Origin of the sequence: Pseudomonas marvdashtae (genome assembly GCF_014268655.2) — a bacterium.
Lineage (GTDB): Bacteria > Pseudomonadota > Gammaproteobacteria > Pseudomonadales > Pseudomonadaceae > Aquipseudomonas > Aquipseudomonas marvdashtae.
Genome location: NZ_JABWQX020000001.1, coordinates 4,209,122 through 4,232,367 on the forward strand (window position 1 = coordinate 4,209,122; position 23,246 = coordinate 4,232,367).

General features: G+C 60.4%; 20 protein-coding genes. 11 read left to right on the forward strand and 9 right to left on the reverse strand.

Going from position 1 to position 23,246, the window contains the following annotated elements; genetic code table 11:
• Positions 1 to 56 precede the first annotated feature (56 nt).
• Positions 57 to 239: a hypothetical protein gene (locus HU742_RS19055; RefSeq protein ID WP_186610346.1), complete on the forward strand. Its 183-nt coding sequence runs from the start codon at positions 57 to 59 to the stop codon at positions 237 to 239.
• 7 nt (positions 240 to 246) lie between these two features.
• Here the strand turns inward: HU742_RS19055 and HU742_RS19060 are convergent, their stop codons facing one another.
• Entirely contained in the window at positions 247 to 972 is a 726-nt protein-coding gene (locus HU742_RS19060) for a UTRA domain-containing protein (protein WP_186610345.1), read from the reverse strand.
• 349 nt (positions 973 to 1,321) lie between these two features.
• Between HU742_RS19060 and HU742_RS19065 the strand changes: the two genes are divergently transcribed.
• The 6 genes from HU742_RS19065 to HU742_RS19090 all read left to right on the forward strand — a co-directional run bounded on the left by HU742_RS19065 (position 1,322) and on the right by HU742_RS19090 (position 6,628).
• Positions 1,322 to 2,389, forward strand: coding sequence for an ABC transporter substrate-binding protein (locus tag HU742_RS19065; RefSeq protein ID WP_186637366.1), 1,068 nt, complete (start codon positions 1,322 to 1,324; stop codon positions 2,387 to 2,389).
• 117 nt (positions 2,390 to 2,506) lie between these two features.
• On the forward strand, positions 2,507 to 3,313 hold the full coding sequence (locus tag HU742_RS19070) for an alkaline phosphatase family protein (RefSeq protein WP_186642975.1): 807 nt from the start codon (positions 2,507 to 2,509) through the stop codon (positions 3,311 to 3,313).
• 5 nt (positions 3,314 to 3,318) lie between these two features.
• Positions 3,319 to 4,155: an ABC transporter permease gene (locus tag HU742_RS19075; protein WP_186637420.1), complete on the forward strand. Its 837-nt coding sequence runs from the start codon at positions 3,319 to 3,321 to the stop codon at positions 4,153 to 4,155.
• A complete protein-coding gene (locus HU742_RS19080; RefSeq protein ID WP_186642974.1) occupies positions 4,142 to 4,942 on the forward strand; it encodes an ABC transporter permease in 801 nt (266 codons plus the stop codon). The genes HU742_RS19075 and HU742_RS19080 overlap by 14 nt, the downstream gene beginning before the upstream one ends.
• Complete coding sequence (locus HU742_RS19085; RefSeq protein ID WP_186642973.1) at positions 4,939 to 5,928, forward strand: ABC transporter ATP-binding protein; 990 nt, start codon at positions 4,939 to 4,941, stop codon at positions 5,926 to 5,928. The genes HU742_RS19080 and HU742_RS19085 overlap by 4 nt, the downstream gene beginning before the upstream one ends.
• Positions 5,929 to 5,974: 46 nt before the next feature.
• Entirely contained in the window at positions 5,975 to 6,628 is a 654-nt protein-coding gene (locus tag HU742_RS19090; RefSeq protein ID WP_186642972.1) for an HAD family hydrolase, read from the forward strand.
• A gap of 71 nt (positions 6,629 to 6,699) precedes the next feature.
• Here HU742_RS19090 and HU742_RS19095 read toward each other — a convergent pair whose 3' ends face one another.
• Positions 6,700 to 7,662 carry a zinc-binding dehydrogenase gene (locus tag HU742_RS19095; protein WP_186642971.1) on the reverse strand — a complete coding sequence of 321 codons (963 nt, stop codon included), beginning with the start codon at positions 7,660 to 7,662 and terminating at the stop codon, positions 6,700 to 6,702.
• A 142-nt stretch (positions 7,663 to 7,804) separates the two neighbouring features.
• Here HU742_RS19095 and HU742_RS19100 point away from each other — a divergent pair, with 142 nt between their 5' ends.
• Together HU742_RS19100 and HU742_RS19105 are read left to right on the forward strand one after the other, a co-directional pair.
• Positions 7,805 to 9,883: a carboxy terminal-processing peptidase gene (locus tag HU742_RS19100; RefSeq protein ID WP_186637422.1), complete on the forward strand. Its 2,079-nt coding sequence runs from the start codon at positions 7,805 to 7,807 to the stop codon at positions 9,881 to 9,883.
• Positions 9,884 to 10,013: 130 nt separating this feature from the next.
• Positions 10,014 to 11,801: a bifunctional diguanylate cyclase/phosphodiesterase gene (locus HU742_RS19105; protein ID WP_186642970.1), complete on the forward strand. Its 1,788-nt coding sequence runs from the start codon at positions 10,014 to 10,016 to the stop codon at positions 11,799 to 11,801.
• A 143-nt stretch (positions 11,802 to 11,944) separates the two neighbouring features.
• On the opposite strand, the gene HU742_RS19110 is transcribed toward HU742_RS19105, so the two are convergent.
• The 7 genes from HU742_RS19110 to bamJ all read right to left on the reverse strand — a co-directional run bounded on the left by HU742_RS19110 (position 11,945) and on the right by bamJ (position 19,981).
• Positions 11,945 to 12,295, reverse strand: coding sequence for a hypothetical protein (locus HU742_RS19110; protein WP_186637387.1), 351 nt, complete (start codon positions 12,293 to 12,295; stop codon positions 11,945 to 11,947).
• The gene (locus tag HU742_RS19115) at positions 12,292 to 17,085 is read right to left on the reverse strand and encodes an RHS repeat-associated core domain-containing protein (protein WP_217828369.1); all 4,794 of its coding nucleotides are present in this window, start codon (positions 17,083 to 17,085) and stop codon (positions 12,292 to 12,294) included. The genes HU742_RS19110 and HU742_RS19115 overlap by 4 nt, the downstream gene beginning before the upstream one ends.
• A 208-nt stretch (positions 17,086 to 17,293) precedes the next feature.
• The gene (locus HU742_RS19120) at positions 17,294 to 17,695 is read right to left on the reverse strand and encodes an SEL1-like repeat protein (RefSeq protein WP_186644753.1); all 402 of its coding nucleotides are present in this window, start codon (positions 17,693 to 17,695) and stop codon (positions 17,294 to 17,296) included.
• Positions 17,696 to 18,067: a hypothetical protein gene (locus HU742_RS19125; RefSeq protein WP_003179080.1), complete on the reverse strand. Its 372-nt coding sequence runs from the start codon at positions 18,065 to 18,067 to the stop codon at positions 17,696 to 17,698.
• The gene (locus HU742_RS19130; RefSeq protein ID WP_186644752.1) at positions 18,064 to 18,405 is read right to left on the reverse strand and encodes a helix-turn-helix domain-containing protein; all 342 of its coding nucleotides are present in this window, start codon (positions 18,403 to 18,405) and stop codon (positions 18,064 to 18,066) included. The genes HU742_RS19125 and HU742_RS19130 overlap by 4 nt, the downstream gene beginning before the upstream one ends.
• A 113-nt stretch (positions 18,406 to 18,518) precedes the next feature.
• Positions 18,519 to 18,974 (reverse strand): YkvA family protein, encoded by a 456-nt coding sequence (locus HU742_RS19135; protein WP_186640662.1) that lies wholly within the window; start codon positions 18,972 to 18,974, stop codon positions 18,519 to 18,521.
• Positions 18,975 to 19,267: 293 nt separating this feature from the next.
• Positions 19,268 to 19,981 carry a BamJ family beta-barrel-assembly machinery protein gene (gene bamJ / locus HU742_RS19140; protein WP_186640660.1) on the reverse strand — a complete coding sequence of 238 codons (714 nt, stop codon included), beginning with the start codon at positions 19,979 to 19,981 and terminating at the stop codon, positions 19,268 to 19,270.
• 267 nt (positions 19,982 to 20,248) lie between these two features.
• Here bamJ and HU742_RS19145 point away from each other — a divergent pair, with 267 nt between their 5' ends.
• Both HU742_RS19145 and HU742_RS19150 read left to right on the forward strand, forming a co-directional pair.
• The gene (locus HU742_RS19145) at positions 20,249 to 22,054 is read left to right on the forward strand and encodes a di-heme-cytochrome C peroxidase (protein WP_186644750.1); all 1,806 of its coding nucleotides are present in this window, start codon (positions 20,249 to 20,251) and stop codon (positions 22,052 to 22,054) included.
• A 31-nt stretch (positions 22,055 to 22,085) separates the two neighbouring features.
• The gene (locus HU742_RS19150; RefSeq protein WP_186644748.1) at positions 22,086 to 23,222 is read left to right on the forward strand and encodes a catalase family protein; all 1,137 of its coding nucleotides are present in this window, start codon (positions 22,086 to 22,088) and stop codon (positions 23,220 to 23,222) included.
• The last annotated feature ends 24 nt before the right edge of the window (positions 23,223 to 23,246 follow it).

Consider the following 23,246-nt stretch of genomic DNA (forward strand, 5'->3'; position numbering starts at 1 on the left):
TCTGCCCGCCAAACCGCGACTAGACTGACCTTATCCCTCCCGACAAGGCTGTCGCCATGATTTCCATGTCTTCGTTCAACGCCATGCTGGTGCCCATCATCGCCGGCATGATCCTGCTCGCCATCGGCTTCAATTTCCGCGACAAGAACGTCGGGGTGTTCGCCATGTGGATTGGCATGTTGCTTATCCTCTTGACCGTGCTTTTCAGGATCATGGCCAAGCTCAACGAGTCTTCCTGAGCCCGCTTCAAACTGGCTGTGCCGGGACGTCGACGCCGACATGAATCGCATCGTGCCGCCAGAACTCCAGGTCGCAATCGATCAAGCGCTGGTGCTGGTCATAATTGACCCGCGCAATCCGCAACCCAGGGCTACCGACCGAGACTTTCAGCGCCGCCGCCGCTTCGGGCTGTAGCGACGTCGGCACGATCTCGAACCTCACCCGGCCGTAGTGCAGGTCGTAATGGCTCGCGTACAACTCGGTCATCGACTGGTTGAGGTCGAACTCCAGGATGTCCGGAAAATACAGCGGGTTCAGGTAATGCTCGACGTATAGCACCAGGCGCTCATCTATTCGCCGGGTACGGCAGATCTGGATGACGCTGGACAGCGCCGGCAATTGGAGCCAGGCGCACACCGCCGCCGAGGCAGGTTGCAGGCGCGCCGAGATCACTTCGGTGGACGGCACTCGCCCCTGGGCAGCGACCATGGCGTGGAAATGACTGCGCTGCATCAAGTTGTAGGCCAGCCGTGGCGGCGAGACAAACCAGCCGCGGCGCTCCTCCCGGTAGATCTGTCCCTGGGCTTCGAGCTGCAACAGCGCCTCGCGAACCGTGATCCGGGTGGTGCCGAACAATTCGCTGAGCTTGCGCTCGGCCGGCAACTTGCAACCGGGCGCCAGCAAGCCGTGGTCGATCTGCTCTTGCAGGACCTGCCCGATGGTTGTCACCGCTTTGGTTGCCTCAACGCGCATCAACGTTACCTATCTGGACTAGACCAGCACTGTTTCGGGGCAGGATCGTCACCGTGTCGATCCGCAATTCACGCCTGCAAGCCTAGGCGTTAAGCATGACTGATAGATGACACAACCGCTGAACGGTCTACACATCGGCTTGCAATTAAGCGGCCAAGCCCTTGCAGATCAGTTGTTTACTCATGGTCTACGCTTATGACGCAGCGCCCCTCAATGAGCCTGACGATTGCTGGCGAACTTGCCATCGACATCAAAATGTCATGGGACGCGCCTACATTGGCTCAGGTATTGCTGACCTAGACCAACACAACCGCAATCGCAGCGTTGAAAACGCCCATAGGAGCTTCGGATGAAACGGCTTTTCCTGGCATCACTGTTAGGCTCGACCATTGCCATGTGCACCGCCGCCATGGCCGCTGATACCGATCTGAAAACACTGGAAGCCGCTGCGAAAGCGGAAGGCGCCGTCAACAGCGTCGGCATGCCCGACGACTGGGCGAACTGGAAAGGCACCTGGGACGACCTGGCCAAGCTCTACGGTTTGAAACACATCGACACCGACATGAGCTCGGCCCAGGAAATCGCCAAGTTCGCCGCCGAGAAAGACAACGCCAGCGCCGATATCGGTGACGTCGGCGCGGCCTTCGGCCCGATCGCAGTCAAGCAAGGCGTGGTGCAACCCTACAAGCCAAGCACCTGGGAACAGATCCCTGACTGGGCCAAGGACAAGGACGGCAACTGGGCACTCGCCTACACCGGCACCATCGCCTTTATCGTCAATAAGAAATTGCTGCACGGCTCCGATGTACCGACCAAATGGGCCGATCTGAAAACCGGTAAATACAAGGTCTCGATTGGCGACGTGAGCACCGCCGCCCAGGCCGCCAACGGCGTTCTGGCAGCGGCCCTGGCCAACGGCGGCAACGAGAAAAATGTTCAACCGGCTTTGTTGATGTTCGCCGAGATCGCCAAGCAGGGACGCCTTTCCATGGCCAACCCGACCATCGCCACGATGGAGAAAGGTGAAGTCGAAGTCGGTGTGGTCTGGGATTTCAACGGCCTGAGCTACAAAGCCAAGATGGCCAACCCGGATGACTACGTCGTGCTGATTCCGTCCGACGGCTCGGTCATCTCCGGCTACACCACCATCATCAACAAATACGCCAAGCACCCGAACGCCGCCAAGCTGACCCGCGAATACATCTTCAGCGACGCAGGGCAGATCAACCTGGCCAAAGGCAACGCCCGCCCCATCCGCGCCGAGCACTTGAAACTGCCGGAAGAGGTCCAGGCCAAGCTGCTGCCGAACGAGCAGTACAAAGGCGTGACCCCGATCAAGGATGCGGACGCGTGGGAGAAGACTTCCAAGGCACTGCCGCAGGCGTGGAATGAACAAGTCATCGTCGAGATGAAGTGAGGCGCTAGCCCCCCTCGGATATCCGCTGGGAATTCTCGTGGGAGCGGGCTTGCTCGCTTCCACCTGGACCCTTGGTCGTTCGAGTTTCCTGGTTCTTGTCCCGGAGTCGCGGTATCCATGAAGCACAACGTCATCCTGGTAGTGCTCGACGGCCTCAACTATGAAGTCGCCCGGCATGCCATGGGACATTTGCAGGCGTATGTTGGCGCAGGACGCGCGGCGCTCTACAAGTTGGAATGTGAACTACCCGCCCTGTCCCGCCCACTCTACGAATGCATCCTCACCGGCGTCGTGCCCATCGACAGCGGGATCGTGCACAACAATGTCTCGCGTCTGTCCAATCAGCGAAGCATTTTTCATTACGCCACCGACGCCGGCTTGAGCACCGCAGCCGCTGCGTATCATTGGGTCAGTGAGCTCTACAACGCGTCACCGTTCATAGCCGGCCGGGACCGTCATACGGAAAACCCCGACCTGCCGATTCAATACGGGCATTTCTACTGGAATGACCACTACCCCGATTCCCATCTGTTCGCCGACGCCGAACACTTGCGCCAACGCTACCTGCCGAACTTCTTGCTGGTGCACCCGATGAACATCGACGATGCCGGCCACAAGCACGGCCTCGACACCCCGCAATACCGCAACAGTGCCCGCTCGGCCGACATCAACCTGGCGGTCTACCTGCAAGCCTGGCTCGACGCCGATTACCAGGTGTTGGTGACCTCGGACCATGGCATGAACAACGATCGCTCCCACAACGGCCTGCTGGCTGAGGAACGGGAGGTGCCCTTGTTCGTGCTCGGCGACGGCTTCAGCCTTGACCCCGATGCAGCGCCCCGGCAGACCGAGCTGTGCGGCACCATTTGCCAGTTGCTCGGCGTCAATCACGACAAACCTTATTGCCAGGAGTTGCTCAAGTGAACGCCATGACGCGCGGCAAATGGCTGGCAGCGTTGTGCCTGGTGCCCTTCGCGATTTTCTTCATCGTGTTCCAGATCGCCCCGCTGCTTTGGGTGCTGGTCAACAGCCTGCAATCGGAAGAGTTCGGCTGGGGCCTGGCCAATTTCAGCAAGATCTTCAGCTCAAAGTTTTACCGGCAGGCGATCCAGCACAGCCTGGAGATCAGCTTCTGGTCCAGCGTCTTCGGCATCATCATCGCCGTTCTCGGCAGCTACTCCCTGCGCCGTGTCGATTCGCGGCTACGCAACTTCGTCAACGCGTTCGCCAACATGACCAGCAACTTCGCCGGCGTGCCCCTGGCCTTCGCCTTCATCATTTTGCTGGGGTTCAACGGCAGCATCACGATCATGCTCAAGCAGGCGGGGATCATCGAGGATTTCAACCTGTACTCGAAAACCGGGCTGATCATTCTCTACACGTACTTCCAGATTCCCCTCGGCGTGCTGCTGCTCTACCCAGCCTTTGATGCGTTGCGCGAAGACTGGCGTGAATCCGCCGCCTTGCTCGGCGCCAACGGCTGGCAATTCTGGCGGCACATCGGCTTGCCGGTCCTGACCCCGGCGCTGCTGGGCACTTTCGTGATCCTGCTGGCCAACGCCCTCGGCGCCTACGCGACGGTCTATGCGCTGACCACTGGCAATTTCAACGTCCTGCCGATTCGCATCGCAGCCATGGTTTCCGGCGATATTTCCCTCGACCCGAACATGGCCAGCGCCTTGGCCGTAGTGTTGGTGGCGTTGATGACCCTGGTAACCATCGTCCATCAATTGCTGCTCAAGAGGAGCTACCATGTCTCGCGCTGAATCGAGCTCCGTCGGGCTCTATCATCGGGTGGTGGTGTACCTGCTGTTCGCCATCCTGCTGCTGCCCTTGGTCGGCACGCTGGTCTACTCCATCGCCAGCAGTTGGTCGGCCACCGTGTTGCCCAGCGGCTTCACCTTCAAATGGTACGTGCAGCTGTGGAGCGATCCGCGCTTTCTCAACGCGTTCGGCCAATCGCTGATCGTCTGCGTCGGCGCGCTGGTGCTCTCGGTGGTGCTGATCCTGCCGCTGCTGTTCGTGGTGCATTACCACTTTCCCAAGCTCGACGCGCTGATGAACATCCTCATCCTGCTGCCCTTCGCGGTGCCACCGGTGGTGTCCTCGGTGGGGTTGCTGCAGCTCTATGGCTCCGGGCCACTGGCGATGGTCGGCACGCCGTGGATCCTGATCGGCTGCTACTTCACCGTTGCCCTGCCGTTCATGTACCGGGCAATCACCAACAACCTGCAAGCCATCAACCTGCGGGACTTGATGGACGCCGCCCAACTGCTCGGCGCCAGCACTTTCCAGGCGGCGTTGCTGGTGGTGCTGCCGAACCTGCGCAAGGGCTTGATGGTTGCGCTGTTGCTGTCCTTCTCGTTCCTGTTCGGCGAGTTCGTGTTCGCCAACATCCTCGTCGGCACCCGCTATGAAACCCTGCAGGTGTACCTGAACAACATGCGCAACAGCAGCGGCCACTTCACCAGTGCGCTGGTGATTTCCTACTTCTTCTTCGTACTGGTCCTGACCTGGGCGGCCAACATCTTGAACAAGGACAAAAGCCAATGAGCTACGTCAGCGTCCAACACCTGCAAAAAAGCTACGCGGGCACACCGGTGTTCAGCGACATCAATTGCGAAATCCACAAGGGCGAGTTCGTTACTCTCCTCGGCCCTTCGGGCTGCGGCAAATCCACGCTGCTGCGCTGCATCGCCGGCCTGACCGCAGTGGACGCGGGCCAGATCCTGCTGGACGGCCAGGACATCGTGCCGCTGAGTCCGCAGAAGCGCGGGATAGGCATGGTCTTCCAGAGCTACGCCTTGTTCCCCAACATGACCGTGGAGCAGAACGTCGCTTTCGGCCTGCGCATGCAAAAGGTCGCCGCCGACGACAGTCGCCAGCGCGTGCTTGAGATTCTGCGCCTGGTGGAGCTGCATGATTTTTCCGCGCGCTACCCTCATCAACTGTCAGGCGGCCAATGCCAGCGCGTGGCCCTGGCCCGCTCGCTGGTCACCCGGCCACGGCTGTTGCTGCTGGATGAGCCGCTGTCGGCACTGGATGCGCGGATTCGCAAGCATCTGCGCGAACAGATCCGCCAGATCCAGCGCGAGTTGGGCCTGACGACGATTTTCGTCACACACGATCAGGAGGAAGCCCTGACCATGTCTGACCGGATATTCCTGATGAACCAGGGAAAGATCGTCCAAAGCGGCGATGCCGAAACCCTTTACACTGCGCCCGTCGATGCCTTTGCCGCCGGCTTCATCGGCAACTACAACCTGCTCGACGCCGACACCGCCACCCGCCTGCTGCAACGCCCGGTGAACAGCCGCATCGCGATTCGCCCGGAAGCCATCGAGCTGAGTCGCAACGGCCAGGCCGATGCACTGATCCGCAGCCACAGCCTGCTGGGCAACGTGATCCGTTACCGGGTCGAGGCCCGTGGCGTGGAATTGGTGGTGGATGTGCTCAACCGCTCGGCGGCGGACCTGCATCCCGACGGTGCACGGCTGGCACTTACCATCGATCCCTCGGCGCTGTGTGAGGTAGCCTGACGGCTCTATTGATTTTGAAGATGATTCTGAAAAGGGAAACGCGCTGATGGCCCTGGCAATATTTGATCTGGACGAAACCCTGATCCACGGCGACTGCGCCACCCTCTGGAGCGAACAGATGGGGCGCCTGGGCTGGGTCGACCCTGAGTCGTTCATGCGCCGCAACAACGAGCTTATGGACGCCTACAGCCACGGCAAGCTGCGCATGGAAGAGTACATGGACTTCAGCCTGGAACCGATGATCGGCCGCACGCCGGAAGAAATCGAGCATCTGGTGGCGCCGTGGGTGGAAGACTTCATCGAGCCGATCATCTTCAGCGACGCCACCAAGGCCATCGCTGAACACCGCAAGGCCGGTGACCGAATCCTGGTGATCTCGGCCTCGGGCACGCACCTGGTCAAGCCGATTGCCGAACGCCTGGGCATCGACGAGATCCTGGCCATCGAGCTTGAAGTGGCCCACGGGGTGTACAGCGGAAAGACCGTAGGCACCCTGACCTACCGCGAAGGCAAGATCGCCCGACTGCTGGACTGGCTGGATGCCGAGGAAGAGAACCTGGAAGGCGCGAGCTTCTATTCCGATTCGCGCAATGACCTGCCGTTGTTGCTCAAGGTCGATTACCCGCACGTCGTGAACCCGGACCCGGTACTGAAGGCCCATGCCGAATCGGCTGGGTGGCCGATTCATACCTGGAAATAGACAGGCGGGAAGAACACCCTGGCTCTTGTGGCGAGGGCGATCTATACCGCTCCCACAGGTCTACGCAAAAATCAGCTCAGGCTCTCATCTATCACCAGCACCAATTTCCCAGACACCTGATTGGTCGCCAGCTCCGCGAACGCCGCTTCGGCATCCTTGATCGCAAACGTCTTGGCCAATTGCGGGCTCAGGCGTTTGTCGGCGAACAATGGCCATACGTTCTGGCCCAGGTCGCTGATCAGGTCGGCCTTGAATTGGTCGTTGCGACTGCGCAGGGTCGAGCCGAGCAATTGGATGCGCTTGCCCAGCACTTGGGCCAGGTCGAATTCGGTCGTGCGCCCGCCCATGAGCCCGATCAGCACCCAGCGCCCGTCAACTGACAAAAGTTTCACGTTGAGCGAGGCGTAGTTGGCGCCGACTGGATCAAGGATCACGTCGAACGGCCCGAAGTCGTTCAGGCTGTTGATGTCGTCGGTGCGCACCACGCCGCCCTGGGCGCCCAGCGCTTCGCAATAGGCCAGCCGATCCGCCGAACCGACGCTGACCCAGCATGGGTTGCCGAAGGCTTTGCACAGCTGGATCGCGGCCGAACCGACACCACTGGCCCCGGCGTGCAACAGCACTTTCTCGCCCGGCGTGAGGCCGGCGAGCTGGAACAGATTCAACCAAGCGGTGCTGTAAACCTCCGGCAGTGCGGCGGCTTCGGCCATCGACAAGCCTTCGGGCACCGGCAGGACATGGCGGCCATCGACCACCACTTCCTCGGCCATTGCACCGCCGGCGAGCAATGCGCAAACCCGGTCGCCGACCTGCCAGGAAGAGCCTGGCCCGACCTCGCTGATCACCCCGGAACATTCCAGCCCCAGCACCTGGCTCGCGCCGGGTGGCGGGGGATAATGCCCGGCCTTTTGCAACAAATCCGCCCGATTCAGGCCAGCGGCCGCCACGCGGATGCGAACTTGCCCCGCATCACAGGCCGGACTCGGCTCATCTGCCCATACCACTTGGCCTTCAACGCCTTGCAATGCTTTCACGGTGCCTCCATAGTGAGTCTCGACTGGGCCCGCTGCTGTAACAACGCCGGGCTTTCTTGCATTATGCGCCCGGGCCACATGGAACCGGCGACTTCAAAGACGGCCTAATATGCGTGATCAATTGTCCCTGCGTCGAATCAGCATGAAGCACTTTTTTCCCAGCACTGCACTTGCCCTCCTCATTGGCCTTGGCGCTTCAACGCTTTCGAACCCTGTGTTCGCGGCCAACAGCTGGGACAAGCTTCAGCCCGATCGCGACGAGGTGATTGCCAGCCTTAACGTGGTTGAATTGCTCAAGCGGCATCACTACAGCAAGCCGCCACTTGATGACGCACGCTCCGTCATCATCTACGACAGCTATTTGAAGCTGCTTGATCCGTCGCGCAGTTATTTCCTGGCCAGCGACATCGCCGAATTCGACAAATGGAAAACCCAGTTCGACGACTTCCTCAAGAGCGGCGACCTGAACGCCGGGTTCACCATCTACAAGCGCTACCTGGACCGCGTGAAGGCGCGTCTGGACTACGCCTTGGCCGAGTTGAACAAAGGCGTCGACAAGATCGATTTCAATGCCAAGGAAACCTTGCTGGTCGACCGCAAGGACGCCCCTTGGCTCAAAAGCACAGCCGAACTCGATGATCTGTGGCGCAAGCGCGTCAAAGACGAGGTGCTGCGCATGAAGATCGCCGGCAAGGATCCCAAGCAGATCCAGGAAACCCTGACCAAGCGCTACAAGAACCAATTGGCTCGCCTGGACCAGACCCGTGCCGAAGATATCTTCCAGGCCTACATCAACACCTTCGCCATGTCCTACGACCCGCACACCAATTATCTGTCGCCGGATAACGCGGAGAACTTCGATATCAACATGAGCTTGTCCCTTGAAGGCATCGGCGCGGTGCTGCAGAGCGACAACGACCAGGTCAAGATCGTGCGCCTGGTGCCGGCGGGACCTGCCGACAAGACCAAGCAAGTCAGCCCGGCGGACAAGATCATTGGCGTCGCCCAGGGCAACAAGGAAATGGTCGATGTGGTCGGCTGGCGCCTGGACGAAGTGGTCAAGCTGATCCGCGGTCCGAAAGGCTCGGTGGTGCGCCTGGAAGTCATTCCGGCCAGCAATGCGCCGAACGACCAGACCAGCAAAGTCGTGTCCATCACCCGCGAAGCGGTGAAGCTGGAAGAACAGGCAGCGAAGAAGTCAGTCCTCAAACTGAAACAGGATGGCAAGGACTACAAGCTCGGCATCATCGAGATTCCCGCGTTCTACCTGGACTTCAAGGCTTTCCGCGCCGGAGATCCGGACTACAAGAGCACCACGCGCGACGTGAAGAAACTGCTGACCGAATTGCAGAAGGAAAAGGTCGACGGCGTGGTCATCGACTTGCGCAACAACGGCGGCGGCTCGCTGCAGGAAGCCACCGAGCTGACCAGCCTGTTCATCGACAAGGGCCCGACCGTGCTCGTGCGTAATGCCGATGGCCGGGTCGATGTCCTCGAAGATGAAAATCCTGGCGCGTTCTACAAGGGCCCGATGGCGTTGCTGGTCAATCGCCTCTCGGCCTCGGCCTCGGAGATTTTCGCCGGCGCCATGCAGGACTATCACCGGGCGCTGATCATCGGCGGCCAGACCTTCGGCAAAGGCACCGTGCAGACTATCCAGCCGCTGAACCATGGCGAACTGAAACTGACCCTGGCGAAGTTCTACCGCGTCTCCGGCCAGAGCACCCAGCACCAGGGCGTACTGCCTGACATCGATTACCCGTCGATCATCGACACCAAGGAAATCGGTGAAAGCGCCCTGCCCGAAGCCATGCCGTGGGACACCATCCGCCCTGCGATCAAGCCGGCCGTGGACCCGTTCAAACCGTTCCTGGCCCAGCTCAAATCCGAGCATGACGCCCGTTCGGCCCAGGACGCAGAGTTTGTATTCATTCGCGACAAGCTGGCCTTGGCACAAAAGCTGATGACCGAGAAAACCGTCACCCTCAACGAAACCGACCGCCGCGCACAGCACGCCGATATCGAAGCCAAGCAATTGGCGATGGAGAACCTACGCCGCAAGGCCAAGGGCGAAGAGCCGCTCAAAGAGCTGAAGAAAGAAGACGAAGACTTGATCACCGAACCGGAGAAGACCAAGCCGGAAGACGACGCCTACCTGAGCGAAACCGGGCGGATCCTGCTGGACTACCTGAAACTCAATACGGCGGTCGCCAAGCATTGAGATGATGGCCATTTAATGGTGATGCTCGTCGGAGTGTCATCAAACTGACATCAGTCTGTCGTGAAATACAGGACCGGGCGCACCCCAGCAGGGGTTGCGCCCAGTCCTTTTTTTATCGCCAGAGATCGCCATGACCACGACAGAACAGCTGGGTGCCTTGAACTCAATCCTGAGTCAAAGCGGATTGCACAGCCTGTTCCAACCGATCATTTGCCTCTCCGAACGACGTATCCTGGGCTACGAAGCCTTGACTCGTGGCCCGTCCAACAGCCCGTTGCATTCCCCCATCGCGTTATTGTCCGTGGCCCGCCAGGCCGGACGGCTGAGCGAGCTGGAGCTGGCCTGCCGACGCAGCGCCTGCCAACGCTTCAACGAGCAAAAGCTGCCCGGCAAACTGTTCCTCAACGTTTCGCCCGAATCGCTGCTGGAATCGGCGCACCAGACCGGCCGCACGTTGCAGCTATTACAAGACTTCGGCATCCCGCCCAGCCAGGTCGTCATCGAATTGACCGAACAAACTCCCATCGATGATTTCCAGCTCTTGCAGACCGCCCTTCACCACTACCGCGCCATGGGCTTTTCCATCGCCCTGGATGACCTCGGCGCTGGGTATTCAAGCCTGCGTCTCTGGTCTGAACTGCGGCCGGATTATGTGAAGATCGACCGGCATTTCATCGACGGCATCCACCAGGACGCGCTCAAGCGCGAGTTCGTCGGCTCCATCCTTAAAATCGCCCAGGCGTCACGGGCCCAGGTAATTGCCGAGGGCATAGAACTGCCAGAAGAATTGGCGGTGTTGATTGAGATGGGGGTCGATCTGGTCCAAGGGTATCTGCTCGCCCGCCCCCAGGAACATCCCTCCCAGGACGCCAGGACACTGATGCCCCGACAGGACAGCGGCGTGGCGCCACTGACCGAGGAAGTGAACGACCTCGGCGCCCTGCTCAACGAACAACCGGCCGTGGCGCACCGCACGCCGACGGCCACCGTACTGGAAGCGTTCCGGCGCCAGGCCAACCTCAACTCCCTGGCGGTGCTGGACGATCAGGGCCAACCCTGCGGCATCGTGCATCGTCATTCGCTCTCGGACGCCCTGCTCAAGCCCTTCGCCACCGACCTGTTCGCGCGTAAACCGATCAGTCGGCTGATGAGCGACGATTTCCTCGCGGTGGAATTGAGCCAGTCGCTGCAACAAGTCAGCCGCCTCATCACCAGCCGCGCCCGGCAGCGCATCGAAGAAGACTTCATCATCACCCTCAACGGCAGCTACATGGGATTGGGCCGGATCATCGACGTGCTCAAGCTCATCACCGAACTGAAAATCCAACAGGCCCGCTACGCCAACCCGCTGACCTTGCTGCCGGGCAACGTACCAATCCAACAATGCCTCACGCGCCTGTTGCAGCAACGCCAGGAGTCGGTGATCTGCTACGTCGACATCGACAGCTTCAAACCTTTTAACGATATCTATGGCTATGGCCGCGGCGACGAGGTCCTGCTGTGCCTGGCCCAATGCCTGAACGAACGCATCGACCCCAGCCGCGACTTCGTTGGCCACATCGGCGGCGACGACTTCCTGCTGGTCCTCGGACCTGACGACTGGCGCAAACGCCTGAACCTGCTGCTGAGCGACTTCCAGACCCACTGCCGCCGCTTCTACCGGCCCGAGCATCTGGAGGCTGGGTGTTTTACCGCATTGAATCGGCAAGGGGTGCGGCAGGAGTTTGCGTTGCTGTCACTGTCGATTGGGGTGGTGCATTTGCGCGCCGAGGCCTGTGCTGGGTTGGATGCCAGTCAGCTGGCGGAACTGGCTTCGCAAGCCAAGCATCATGCGAAGGAGATTGTGGGGGGGAGTTTGTACTTGATTGATGGGGGGGTTGGGCGGGTGCCTGTCTTGGAACTGGGTTTGTCGGTGTGAAGGTGGATTAGCCGCCCGTTGATTCCCCGTGGCGAGGGAGCTTGCTCCCGCTGGGCTGCGTAGCGGCCCCTCTTTTGGACAACGTGGTGTGTCTGGTTAATTGCATAGGCTGTTTTTAGATTTAATAATCCACCCTAACTTAGTCAGCTTGCCTCGGCTCTATACTTCGTTAAAGAAGCCAGTAAAACCCGCATAAATCTGCGCTGATCTTCAACCTTCTGATCGAAGTATGTATCCAAGTTTAAAAAAACCCTATCAAAGCTGTCATCGCACCCTAAGAAATAAGCAAGAGTATCAATCAGCAAAATCTGCTCTTCTGAAGAGTGATACAAAAAATCCGGACGAATCAACAAGTCAAATAGCTGGCTCAATTCCTCGTCATCATTTACATTTTTTGAAGTTATTATTTCCTCACGCGCCAAATCATTAGTATTCTCAATACTAAAAACAAAAAGCAACCCCCAAATATAGTGCAAATTATACGGCTTTTTCATGTGCTCGGTCCTGTATAAGCTGTTTTAGGTAGGCCATTTGTATTAAGAATAACAATCGCCTTAGTTTGCTGGGTATACTCCAAACCGTCTCTTTTATAACCCTCGCCAATTACCCGCCCCATTTCAATTGGTTCTTTAGATTCGGCAATTCCTGCTCGCCTGAAAATCAATTGAGCTCGATAAATAGCATTGAGCTGATCACGATGACTAAGGAAACGAGTTGCGGCAGACGGAATAGCAGGTAGCCCTGCATTACTTCCGCTGTGATATACATCGATTTGCCCAGTGCCAGGATTTCGCCCTGTCGTAACGCGCTCCAACTGACCCTCCGTTGTAGTTTGGGCTCCATGTTTCTGTAGGAAATGCGCGCCTGGGATCGAGCGCTCCATCTCATCCAAACGCCGATAGGCATTCGCCTCCCCCAACTCATCAATCCGCGCCCGCCGCTGCTCCGCCGTCATCGGCAGCGCAGGCTCCCCCTCATCCACCCCAACCTTAGCCGCCGGATCCTGCTCTCCAACGGCAGGCTTTTTACACCCATCGCCCGGGCAAGTTTCCAACCCCAACGGATCCACCCACCCCGTCGGGTTCAGGGTGTACCGATACCCGTTGAGCCCTCCCCTGAGCTTGCTCGGATCCGCCGTCAGGTACCGCCCCGTCTCTGGATTGTAGTACCGGTGCCGGTTGTAATGCAGGCCGCTTTCCCGGTCGTGGTATTGCCCTTGGAAACGCAACGGTTGATGCAGTCGGGGGCCGTCGCCGTGGCGCAGTTCGGTGAGTTTGCCGTAGCCGCTGTAGCGCGCTGCCCAAACCACTTCGCCTTGATGACTGGTCAGTTCCTGCGGCGTGCCGAGGTGGTCGAGGTGGTAGTAGAACGGTGTGGCTTTTTCTGGGCCTTCGCCTTCGAGCAGGGCGAGGGGGCGGAAGGTGCCGGGTTCGTAGATGTAGCTTTGGTAGTGCTGGTCGCTGCTTTCGGCGATGACCTGGTCGCCTTGCCAGATAAATTCGCTGGTCTGGTCGTCCACGGTCTTGCTGATGCGTCGGCCGAAGGCGTCGTAGCGGTAGGACGTTTCGCTGCCGTCCGGGCCGGTGACGCCGATGAGGCGGTGTTGGCTGTCGTAGCGGTATTCGGTGACCAGGCATTGGGCCGTGCCGCGGCGTTCGCGGATCAGGTTGCCGTAGGCGTCGTAGTCGTAATGGCGGTCGCCCTCCATCAATAGGCGGTTGCCCTTGAGGGTGGTCGGGCCGGGGCGATCCTGCATCAGCAGGTTGCCGGCCGGGTCGTGGGCGAAGCGTTCCGGGGCTTGGTTGTGGGCGTAGTCGATGCGCAGCAGGCGATCTTGCTTGTCGTATTGGTAGCTGCGGCGGTTTCGTGTGTCGGACAGCGCGGCGAGGTTGCCGCCCGCGTCGTAGGAATAGTCGCGCCAAAACAATTGCTGTTGCTGGGTCTGCCACACGGTCTGGGCCTTGAGGCGACCTTGTTCGTCGTAGCGGTAGTCGCTGAGCAGCAGGCCTTGCTGGCGTTGGGTTTCGCGTCCGCCTTTGAAACGGTGCTCGGTCAGGCACGTGCCGTTGAGGTCGATGGCGATCAGCGCGCCACCCGGGAGGTGGCGGTAGTCGAGGGTGCTGCGATCGGGCAGGCGGCAATGGATCAAGCGGCCGGTGTTGTCGTATCGATAACGCAGGGTGGCCCAGCCCTGGTGTTCGGCGACGAGGCGGTCTTGCGCGTCGTATTCGTAGGCCAGCGGCCAATGGCCGTCGTCGACGCTGACCAGACGCCCTAGGGCGTCGTAGCGGTATTCGACGGTCGTGCCGTCGGGCAAGGTCTTGCGCAACAAACGGCCGGCGCTGTCGCGTTGGTATTGGGTGACCCGTTGGCTGCCGTCAGCACCGAATTCGGTCTTTTCCAGCAGGTGGCCGTTAAGGTCGTAGGCGTAGCCGGTGCGTTGGCCATCGAAGCCGGTTTCCTGTCGGATCAGTCCGTTGGGCGTGTAGTCCAGCTGATATTTTTCACCGGATTCGTTCTCGATTTCCGTCAGCAACAGCCGCGCCGAGTCGTAGCGGTATTTCAGTCCGCTGCCGTCGGGGTTGAGGCGGCGGCTGATCAGGTGCAGGTCGTCGGCGTATTCGTAGCGGGTGATGCGCCCCAGTTCGTCGCGTTCGGCGGTGACCTTGCCGTAGGCGTTGTAGCTCCAGGCGCGGGTCGCGCCGGTGGGCAGGGTGGTTTGCAGCAAGCGGCCGACGGCGTCCCATTGGTAATGGGTGATGGCGCCGTGTTCGTCCTGGCGGGTCAGCAAACGCCCGAGGGCGTCGTAGGAAAAGATCCGCTGGCTGTCGTCGGGCAGGATTTCTTCGGTCAACTGGCCCAGGCGATTACGGACGAAGGCGTGTTGGCTGCCATCGGGGTAGCGGATGGAGATCAGTTGGCCCTGGGTGTCGTAGCAGTACCAGGTGCTGTGGCGATCCGGGTCGATGGCCTCGATCACATCGCCCTGTTCATTGCGCCGGTAGGTCCAGACGGCGTTGCCGCGCTGCCGGGCGTGCAGGAAACCGTTGCGGTACTCGTAGGACGTGGGCTCGCCTTCGGGCGGAATCAGCGCCGCCAGCCGTCCGACTTCGTCGTAGCGGTATTCGGTCACCGCGCCGAGCGGGTCTTGTTCGGCGACCAGCCGACCCTGTTCGTCATAGGCCTTGAGGTGTTCGCCGCCATCAGGATCGACCTGGCGCACCAGTCGCGCCCGGTCGTCATGGACGTACACTTCCCGGCTGCCATCGAGGTTCTGGACCGTGACGCTGCCGTCCTCGCCCCAGCTGTAGCGGCTGTCCATCTGCGCGAACGAGGCCCAGTGCCGCACACAGCGGGCTGCCGGACCGAGGCCTTGCCATTCCCAATAAAAACTCGCGCCGCCGGCCAGTTGCCGTTGGAGGATGACGTGCTGGTCGTCGTAGTCGTAGCGTTCGCTTTCGCCGGCGGCGTTGGTCGCTTCGATCAACCGGAAACGGGCGTCGTAGCGGTAGGTCACCAGCGTCTGTTCGGTGCGCCAGGCTTCGTCCGGATGCAGTTCCGGGTGAAAACCCTGGTAGTCGATGGCGACCAGATGACGATGTTCGTAGCGCAGGCGCAGGCAGCGCCGAGCGCCGTTGTCCAGGCGGCTGATGTCGCCGTAGATGTTGCGCTGGATCGTCAGGCGGTTGTCGTACCGATCACTCAGGGCGATCAGACGTCCGTCGCGAAAGTGTAGGAAAGGCGCACCGTCGCCGGGTTGGGCGACGATCAGTTCGTCCGGCTCGCTGCTCAGGTAGATCGCCGCACGGGCCAGGCTGTTGTGGATCGCCGGGCGTTGCAGGCTCGGTCGGGGAAACGTGGTGCGGCGGTTTTCCTGGTCGATCCAGATGACCTGCTCGCCTTCAATCAACAGGCGATGGGCCAGGGCATGGCTCCAGCCACGGCCGAGCCCGACGTCCAGGTCGGCGGCGCTGGTGCGATAAAGGCGGGTGAAGACGAAGGGCATGCGCCCGTCGAGGGTGCCGTCTTCCAGGGTCAGCAGTTCTTCGCCGGTGACCATCGACACCGGGCAGCCGTGGGTGCGGGTCTGGTCGGCGCTGTCGGCGGGGTCGCCGTTGGGGTTTTTCGATTGGGTGGGGGCGTCGTCGTGGTGTTGGTCTTGTTTCAGCGTGGTATTGCGCTTCGCGTCCCAGCGCAGTTGCATCCGGCCCTTTTTCACAGCGGCGGTGATGCCTCGCGCCGCCACGGTTTTGTAGCGGTCCACGTAGGCCATGAAACCGTTCACCACCGCGAAGATGGCACGAATGAAACGCTTCGCGGCATCCAGCAGGCGAGCGCTGTGCCGAACCAGGCGCATCGACAGATAAGCAATGCCGGCTCCCGCCGCGGCGAACGTCAGGACCACGCCGATCAGCAGGTCGATCACCAACTGCACGAGCATTGTGGATAACGCTTGGGCCGTGCTGCCGGCGAGTTCACTGGGCGGCAGCATGTCCAGCCAGAGACTGGCGGTGCGCACCAGCAAGCACAGCGCCGCTTCGTCACTGGCCAGCAGCTGCAGCTTTGCCATGACCTGCGGTGCCGACTGTGCAAGCTTGGCTAGATCGGCCGCACCGCTGCCCAACTCCGCGCCGAACCGAACGGGGTCCTTGAGGATGTCCGAGATCAGGCCGATGCTGTCCCACACCCCTTCGATCGCTGCCCAACCGCCGGCGAGCAGGCCATTGCCCACCGCAGCCGCCGACGTTGCCAGGGATTGCTGCGCCCACTGCGGCTTGAAACCCTGCCACTCGCCGCGCAGCCAGTCCGTCAGATCGGAGGTCAGGCCATCGTAGGAAGAAAACAGTTCTTCGATTTGCTTGGGAGATACCTCGCCCTGGACGTGTACCTGATAGTAGCGACCCGCTTCGCCTTTGAAGGTCCCCACGCCTTGGGCATCCAGCGTGACCGGCGTGATCTTTCCACTGCCGACCTCCACCACATCTACAACGATGCCGCCCAGCGGAATGTCGTACACCGACTCGAGCTTGCTCTCGATCGTCAAGACGCCGCCCTTGGGGCACTGGGCGACGGTGGAGAGAAAATCCGTGTCCTGGATGCTGACCGCCGTGGTGCTGTCACCGAAACGGATCACCCGCTCCATGCCCATCAATGAAGGCAGGTCGGCTAACTGGCTGGCGCCGTCCGCCGCGCGGCTGTACCAGCTCTCGAGCTGCTCGCGGTAAAGGGGAAGGGTCTCTTTGAAACTGTCGAGTGCATCCTCGATGCGGCGCACCTGATCCATCAGGGCAGCGCTCGATCAGAGGCCAACAGGAAAAATCGATCGGGCATGGGCAGGCGTCTCGCGAGGAATCGGGAAGCGCGAGACTGTGCCGGGGAAGGCAGGGGAAATAAGTCAGATAAGGAGACGGATAGCGTAGGACGATTCTGAGATTTGCCCTAAAGGAGATGCCCCATTAGCGAAGAAAAAAGATACCGCCTATGGATAACAACTAAGGGGCCTGGCCTTCGAGCGCCTTGAGCTTGATCTCGGCCAACGGATGCCCGGCCTTTGCGGCGAGGGTCCACCAGCGTGCCGCTTCGGCCGGGTCCGGCGCTTTAGTGGCGGTGCCGGCGAGGCTGATGACGCCGACCTGATAGGCGGCCTTGCCATCACCGGCCAGTGCGGCCAATCGCAGCAGGCGAATGCCCTCCTCGCGCGCGCCCAGCCCCTGGCCGCGAAACGTCAGGATATGCCCGTAGAAACTCTGGGCACCGACATCACCCAGGTTCGCCATGCGTGCAAACTGACCTTCGAGCCAGGCCCAGCCACGCGGCTGTCGGACGAACCATGACCAATGAAACAACCGACGCGCCAGCCAATAGCCGGCCCGCGCCTTGATGCGCCAGAGCACTCAGGCCTCCGCCGATTCGGGGTACTCGTATTCGAATACCCGAACCACTTCCGAAGCATGCCAGGACGCAGCGGCGACGCCGTCGGACGGACCGGAAAAACGACCGAGGCGCTCGACACATTCGAAGAAACCGGTGCGCGGCAATCGGCTGGCACCCTGGCTGATGACCAGCGAACTGCGCAGCGGCTGTTCAGCCCGGGCGTCCAGCGCGGCCAGGTGTTCGAGCGCGGCGGTCAAGGTCTGCATCGCCGGGCTTGGAAGCTGCAAGCGTTCCAGCAAGGCGCGGTATGTCAGCAAATGGCGCTGGCGACGCGCCTGGTCCAACTCCCCCAACAACCCATCCCAATGTTGTCGACTGATGCGTACACTCACGATTCATCCCTCCAACCCGGCACCGTCAGTTCCCAGGCCAGGCTGCGCTTGATCGCGGCATCGGGCTGACGCTCGCCGCTTTCGATCATGGCCAGATAAGACGGGCTGATGCCTACCGTGCGGGCCAGCGCCTCGATGGCGATGCCCTTCCCTTCGCGCAAGCTGCGCAACTGATCCAGACCAGGAAGGACCTGATCGGGTGCCGCCGCATCCTGGGCTTTTGCCTCCCGCGGCGGAGCTTGATTGAGACCTGCTGCCTTCAATAACGACTGGTACTGATCCCACGGCAAAACCGCGTACTCGGGCTCTCCGTCGCGTGTGATTATTTGAATATCCATGTCTACCCCGTAGGACAACAACACTTAGCGAGTCAGCTTTTTTCCTCGGAAGTGTAATCCTAAATAGCAGCCGAGGTCGCGGGGCGATGATGTTCTGGGGCAAACAGGCGGGATCAGGTCTTTTTCGGACCTTGGAGCAGGAGTTGTTCTGGGGTATCGGGAAGTCTTTCGACCAGCGCGAGCTTCTCGGGTGACTGCTGGTCACGCCAGGCGCGGAAGGCACTGAGTTCGTCGTCGAGTGTTTTCATGATCCACGCCAGCACGGCAATGTCGTCGAACATGCCGAACATCGGCAGCAGGTCTGGAATCGCGTCCAGAGGGCTGAGGAAATACATGAGCCCCGCCACGACTGACAATAACGACTTGGCACTGACCGCCCGGTAGTCGCCACGCCAGTAGGCCAGGCACAACGCCTGCAACAAGCGCAGGTCTTCCTTGAGCTTGCCCAGCCGGCCGCCCTCACGCGCCCCTTTGCTGGCAACGGCGAACAGCAACGTCGGCAGTCTACCGCGGGCCAGCAGCCGTCCCGCCAGAGGTAGAAACCGGGTGAAATTCCACGGGGCCTTCATTTTTTCTCCCACTGAAATGTTATCCACACAAATTGTGGATAACCTTGTGAACAGAGCTGCATTTCACCGCTGAAGCCCCCGTTTAATAAGGGCCCGGCTTAGATCGGGCGTTTTTTACTCACATAAAAAAACCCAATATTTCATTGACTTGATCGGCCAACTGCGTCTAGCGCAGCGCCTGTATTGCCTATGACTGTAGCCCACCCCGAGCGTTCGGTTTTTTTGTCATTCACCGACCGCCAGATGCAACAACGCCCCGCATAAGCGAGGCGTTGTCGTTATAGCAGACGCGATTACTTGGCTGCGTCTTCTTTTGCCGGATCCTTGATTGCCAGCAGTTCCAGGTCAAACACCAGGACCGAATTGGCAGGGATGGCCGGGCTCGGGCTCTGGGCACCGTAGGCCAGCTCGCTCGGGATGTACAGCTTGTACTTCTCGCCGACGTGCATCAGTTGCAGGCCTTCGACCCAACCCGGGATCACGCCGCTGACCGGCAGGTCAATCGGGCTGCCACGCTCCACGGAGCTGTCGAACACAGTGCCGTTGGTCAACTTGCCGGTGTAGTGAACGGTCACCACGTCGGTCGGCTTGGGCTGTGCGCCGTCGGCTTTCTTGACCACTTCATACTGCAGGCCGGAAGCGGTGGTGGTAACACCCGCCTTCTTGCCATTTTCTTCGAGGAATTTCTTGCCGGCCGCTGCCGACTCTTCACTCATCTTGGCCATGCGTTCTTCGGCACGCTTTTGCAGGGCGGCGAAGGCTTCGACCAGTTCTTCGTCTTTCAGCTTCTGTTCTTTCTTGCCGACGGCATCTTCGATGCCCTGGGCGACTGCTTTGGAGTCCAGGTCATCCATACCTTCCTGAGCCAGGCTCTTGCCCATGTTCAGGCCAATGCCGTAGGAAGCTTTCTGCGCCGGGGTTTTCAGCTCTACGCTGGTCTGCGAGTCACAACCCGCGAGTACCAGGCCAACCAGGGCTACCGCCGCCGCCAACCGATGCTGTTTCATGCTATTTCCTTGTTCATGCGCCTAAAGGGCAATCGAGTAAAGCCGCGAGCTTATCAGGCGGCCACGACCAATGGCTACCGGCATGTGAGCCACAAAGCGATGATAAGTTCAGGCCGGCAAACGCTTTTTGATCCTGGGCAGATGAAGCATCTGTCATCTATTACGTACAGAGACACATTGCCGCCCCATACGGCCCAAGATAATGGCCACTTGCCGGCCAGCCGGCACTGAGGCATAAGGACATATCAAAAAAACAAGGACGTTACCGTGCGCCTCCTCTCTCGCATTCTCTTGCTGTTACTCGCCCTGCTCGTCATTGCCGTCGCCGTCGTGCTTTATTACGTCGCCAACCCGCGCTTGCCGGCCTATACACCCGTGGAGCAGGTGCATTACCTGGACCAATGGAGCGCGGCAGAGCGCCAGACTTACTATTTCACCCCCCAGGGCACCCAGGTCAAGGGCCTGCATTACGAGTGGTTCACGGCCCTCGAATTGCCGTTCTCGCAACAGCGTTTCTCTTCACCGCAATATCTGGCGCGCTTCGGGTTCCTGGTCGATCCGGCACAGAAAGCCACGCCGGAAAACCCCGGCAACTTGCCGGTAGGTTTCACTCGTCACCAAAATGCGGGCAGCAACGAACAATATCTGGATATTACGTGCGCCGCCTGCCACACCGGCGAGCTGCACTTCAAAGGCCAGGCAATACGGATCGACGGCGGCTCCGCCCAACACGTATTGCCGTCGACTGTTCCGACATTGCGCGGAGGCAGTTTCGGACAGGCATTGGTCGCAAGCCTCGCCTCGACCTACTACAACCCCTGGAAATTCGAGCGCTTCGCCCGCCAAGTGCTGGGCAAGGACTACGACGCCCGCCATGAAGAACTGCGCAAGGCCTTCAAGGTTTCCCTGGACACGTTCCTGCGCACGGCCTGGAACGACACCCATCGTGGCCTCTATCCCACCGAGGAAGGTCCGGGCCGTACCGACGCCTTTGGTCGCATCGCCAACGCCAGCTTCGGCGACGCCATCTCGGAGGAAAACTACCGGGTCGCCAACGCGCCGGTGGATTACCCTCAGCTGTGGGAAATGTGGACATTTGACTGGGTGCAGTGGAACGGCTCGGCCCAGCAACCGATGGCGCGCAATGTCGGCGAGGCCTTGGGAGTCGGCGCCACGCTGAATTTCTTCGACGCCCAGGGCAAGCCGCTGCAGGGCGATGCGCGCTACCCTTCCAGCGTGCGCGTGCGCGACCTGAACAAGATTGAAGAAACCTTGCAACTGCTCAAGCCTCCGGCATGGCCGGAGGCGCTGCTGGGCTCGATCGACAAGCCTTTGGCCGCCAAAGGCCGGGTGCTGTTCGCCGAGAACTGCGCCGGCTGCCATGTCCCAAAAGTGGTTCAGGGGCCCGACAGACCGGTCCAGCAATTGCACATGCTGCCGGTGAAAGTGATCGGCACCGACCCCGGCACCGCCAATAATATCGCCGACCATCGCTTCAACCTGACCAGTCTGCAATGGGACCCGGCCGAGCTGGCGAAGCTGGACGTGCAACTGCACCCGACGCCGACAGAGCCACTGGATCTCAGCCAGGTTTCGGTTGCCAAGGGCCTGGCCTATGTCACCGCATTTGTCGAAAACCGTGCTTATCGCGACGCCGGCGTGACGCCGGTCGAGCGCCCGGCCCTGGACGGTTTCGGACTGCCCATCGGGGTACGCGAATTGCGCGCCTACAAGGCGCGGCCGCTAGCAGGTGTCTGGGCCACTCCACCGTTCCTGCACAACGGCTCGGTGCCGACGATTTATCAACTGTTGTCCCCCCAGGCCGAGCGGGCAACGACCTTCTATAAAAGCAGCTTCGAATATGACCCGCGCCATTTGGGCTATCGCACCGAAGCCTTTGCCAACGGTTTTCTTTTCGATACCAAGATTACCGGCAACCACAACAGCGGCCACGAATTCCGCTCAGGCGAGCGAGGCAACGGCGTCATTGGCCGCTTGCTGCAACCGCAGGAACGCTGGGCCTTGCTGGAGTATTTGAAAGTATTGGGCGGGCCGCTGGAGTCGCAACTGTAATGATGAACCCCACAGGTAAAAGGATGTTTGCATGTTGATCACGCTCTGGCTGCGCCTCGGCGCCTTTTTGGGCAAGACGCTCTTGTGGCTGCTGGGCATCGGGCTGCTCGGCTGGGCCTTGTCCACCGCTTGGTTTGCCTGGCAACACAGCGGCTCGGTCTCGGACAAGGAGCAGATCCCCCCGGGCGAAAGCGCCATGACCCAGGACATCATCCAGACCGCCATCCGCATCGTCGATCAGCACCGCGAAGGCACCCGCTACCTGCGCGATGCCCACGCCAAGGCTCACGGTTGTGTCATGGCCGAAGTCCAAGTGCCGAACGATCTGCCAGCGCCTCTGCGCCAAGGGGTATTTGCCGAACCGGGCAAGACCTGGCAGGCAACAATCCGCCTATCCAACGGTAACGCCTATCCGCAATTCGACAGCTTGCGCGACGCCCGGGGGATGGCGATCAAGTTGCTGGACGTGCCCGGCAAGCAACTGCTCGCGGGTCGGCAATCACAAGGCGAGCAGGACTTCGTAATGTTCAATCATCCGAACTTCTTTGTCAGTGATGTCGCCGAGTATCGTCAGAATGTGGCCGCTCAGGCTGACGGAAAGAAGGCAATGGCGTTCTTCCCGAGCCTGGATCCGCGCACTTGGCAGATCCGTCATCTGTTCATCGCCCTGGCGACCCTTTCGCCGCCCCCGACCAGTCCGACCCAGACCACCTACTTTTCGGTATCGCCTTACAAATTCGGCGCGGCCAATGCCAAGTTTCGCGTCGCACCGGACCCGGACAGCTGCCCAAGCTATACCTTGCCTGCGCAGAACCAGGACCTGCCGAATTTCTTGCGCAGCGCATTGAACCAGCAGTTATCCACAGATCGCGTGCCGGCCTGTTTTGTCTTGCAGATCCAGCGTCAGGATCCGAGCAAGTACATGCCCATCGAAGACACCAGCATTGAATGGCAGGAAGACGATGCACCGTTCGAGACGGTGGCGCGGATCAAGGTGCCGGCTCAGGACTTCGACACGCCCAAGCTGAACCTGGCTTGTGATAATCAGTCCTTCAACCCTTGGTTCGGCATCGAGGCTCATCGGCCTATTGGCGGTATCAACCGTTTGCGCAAGGCCGTGTATGAGGCGGTCAGTGATTATCGTCATAGCCGTAATGCCGAGCAGTAGAGAGAGGCAAATGCCAGCCAACAA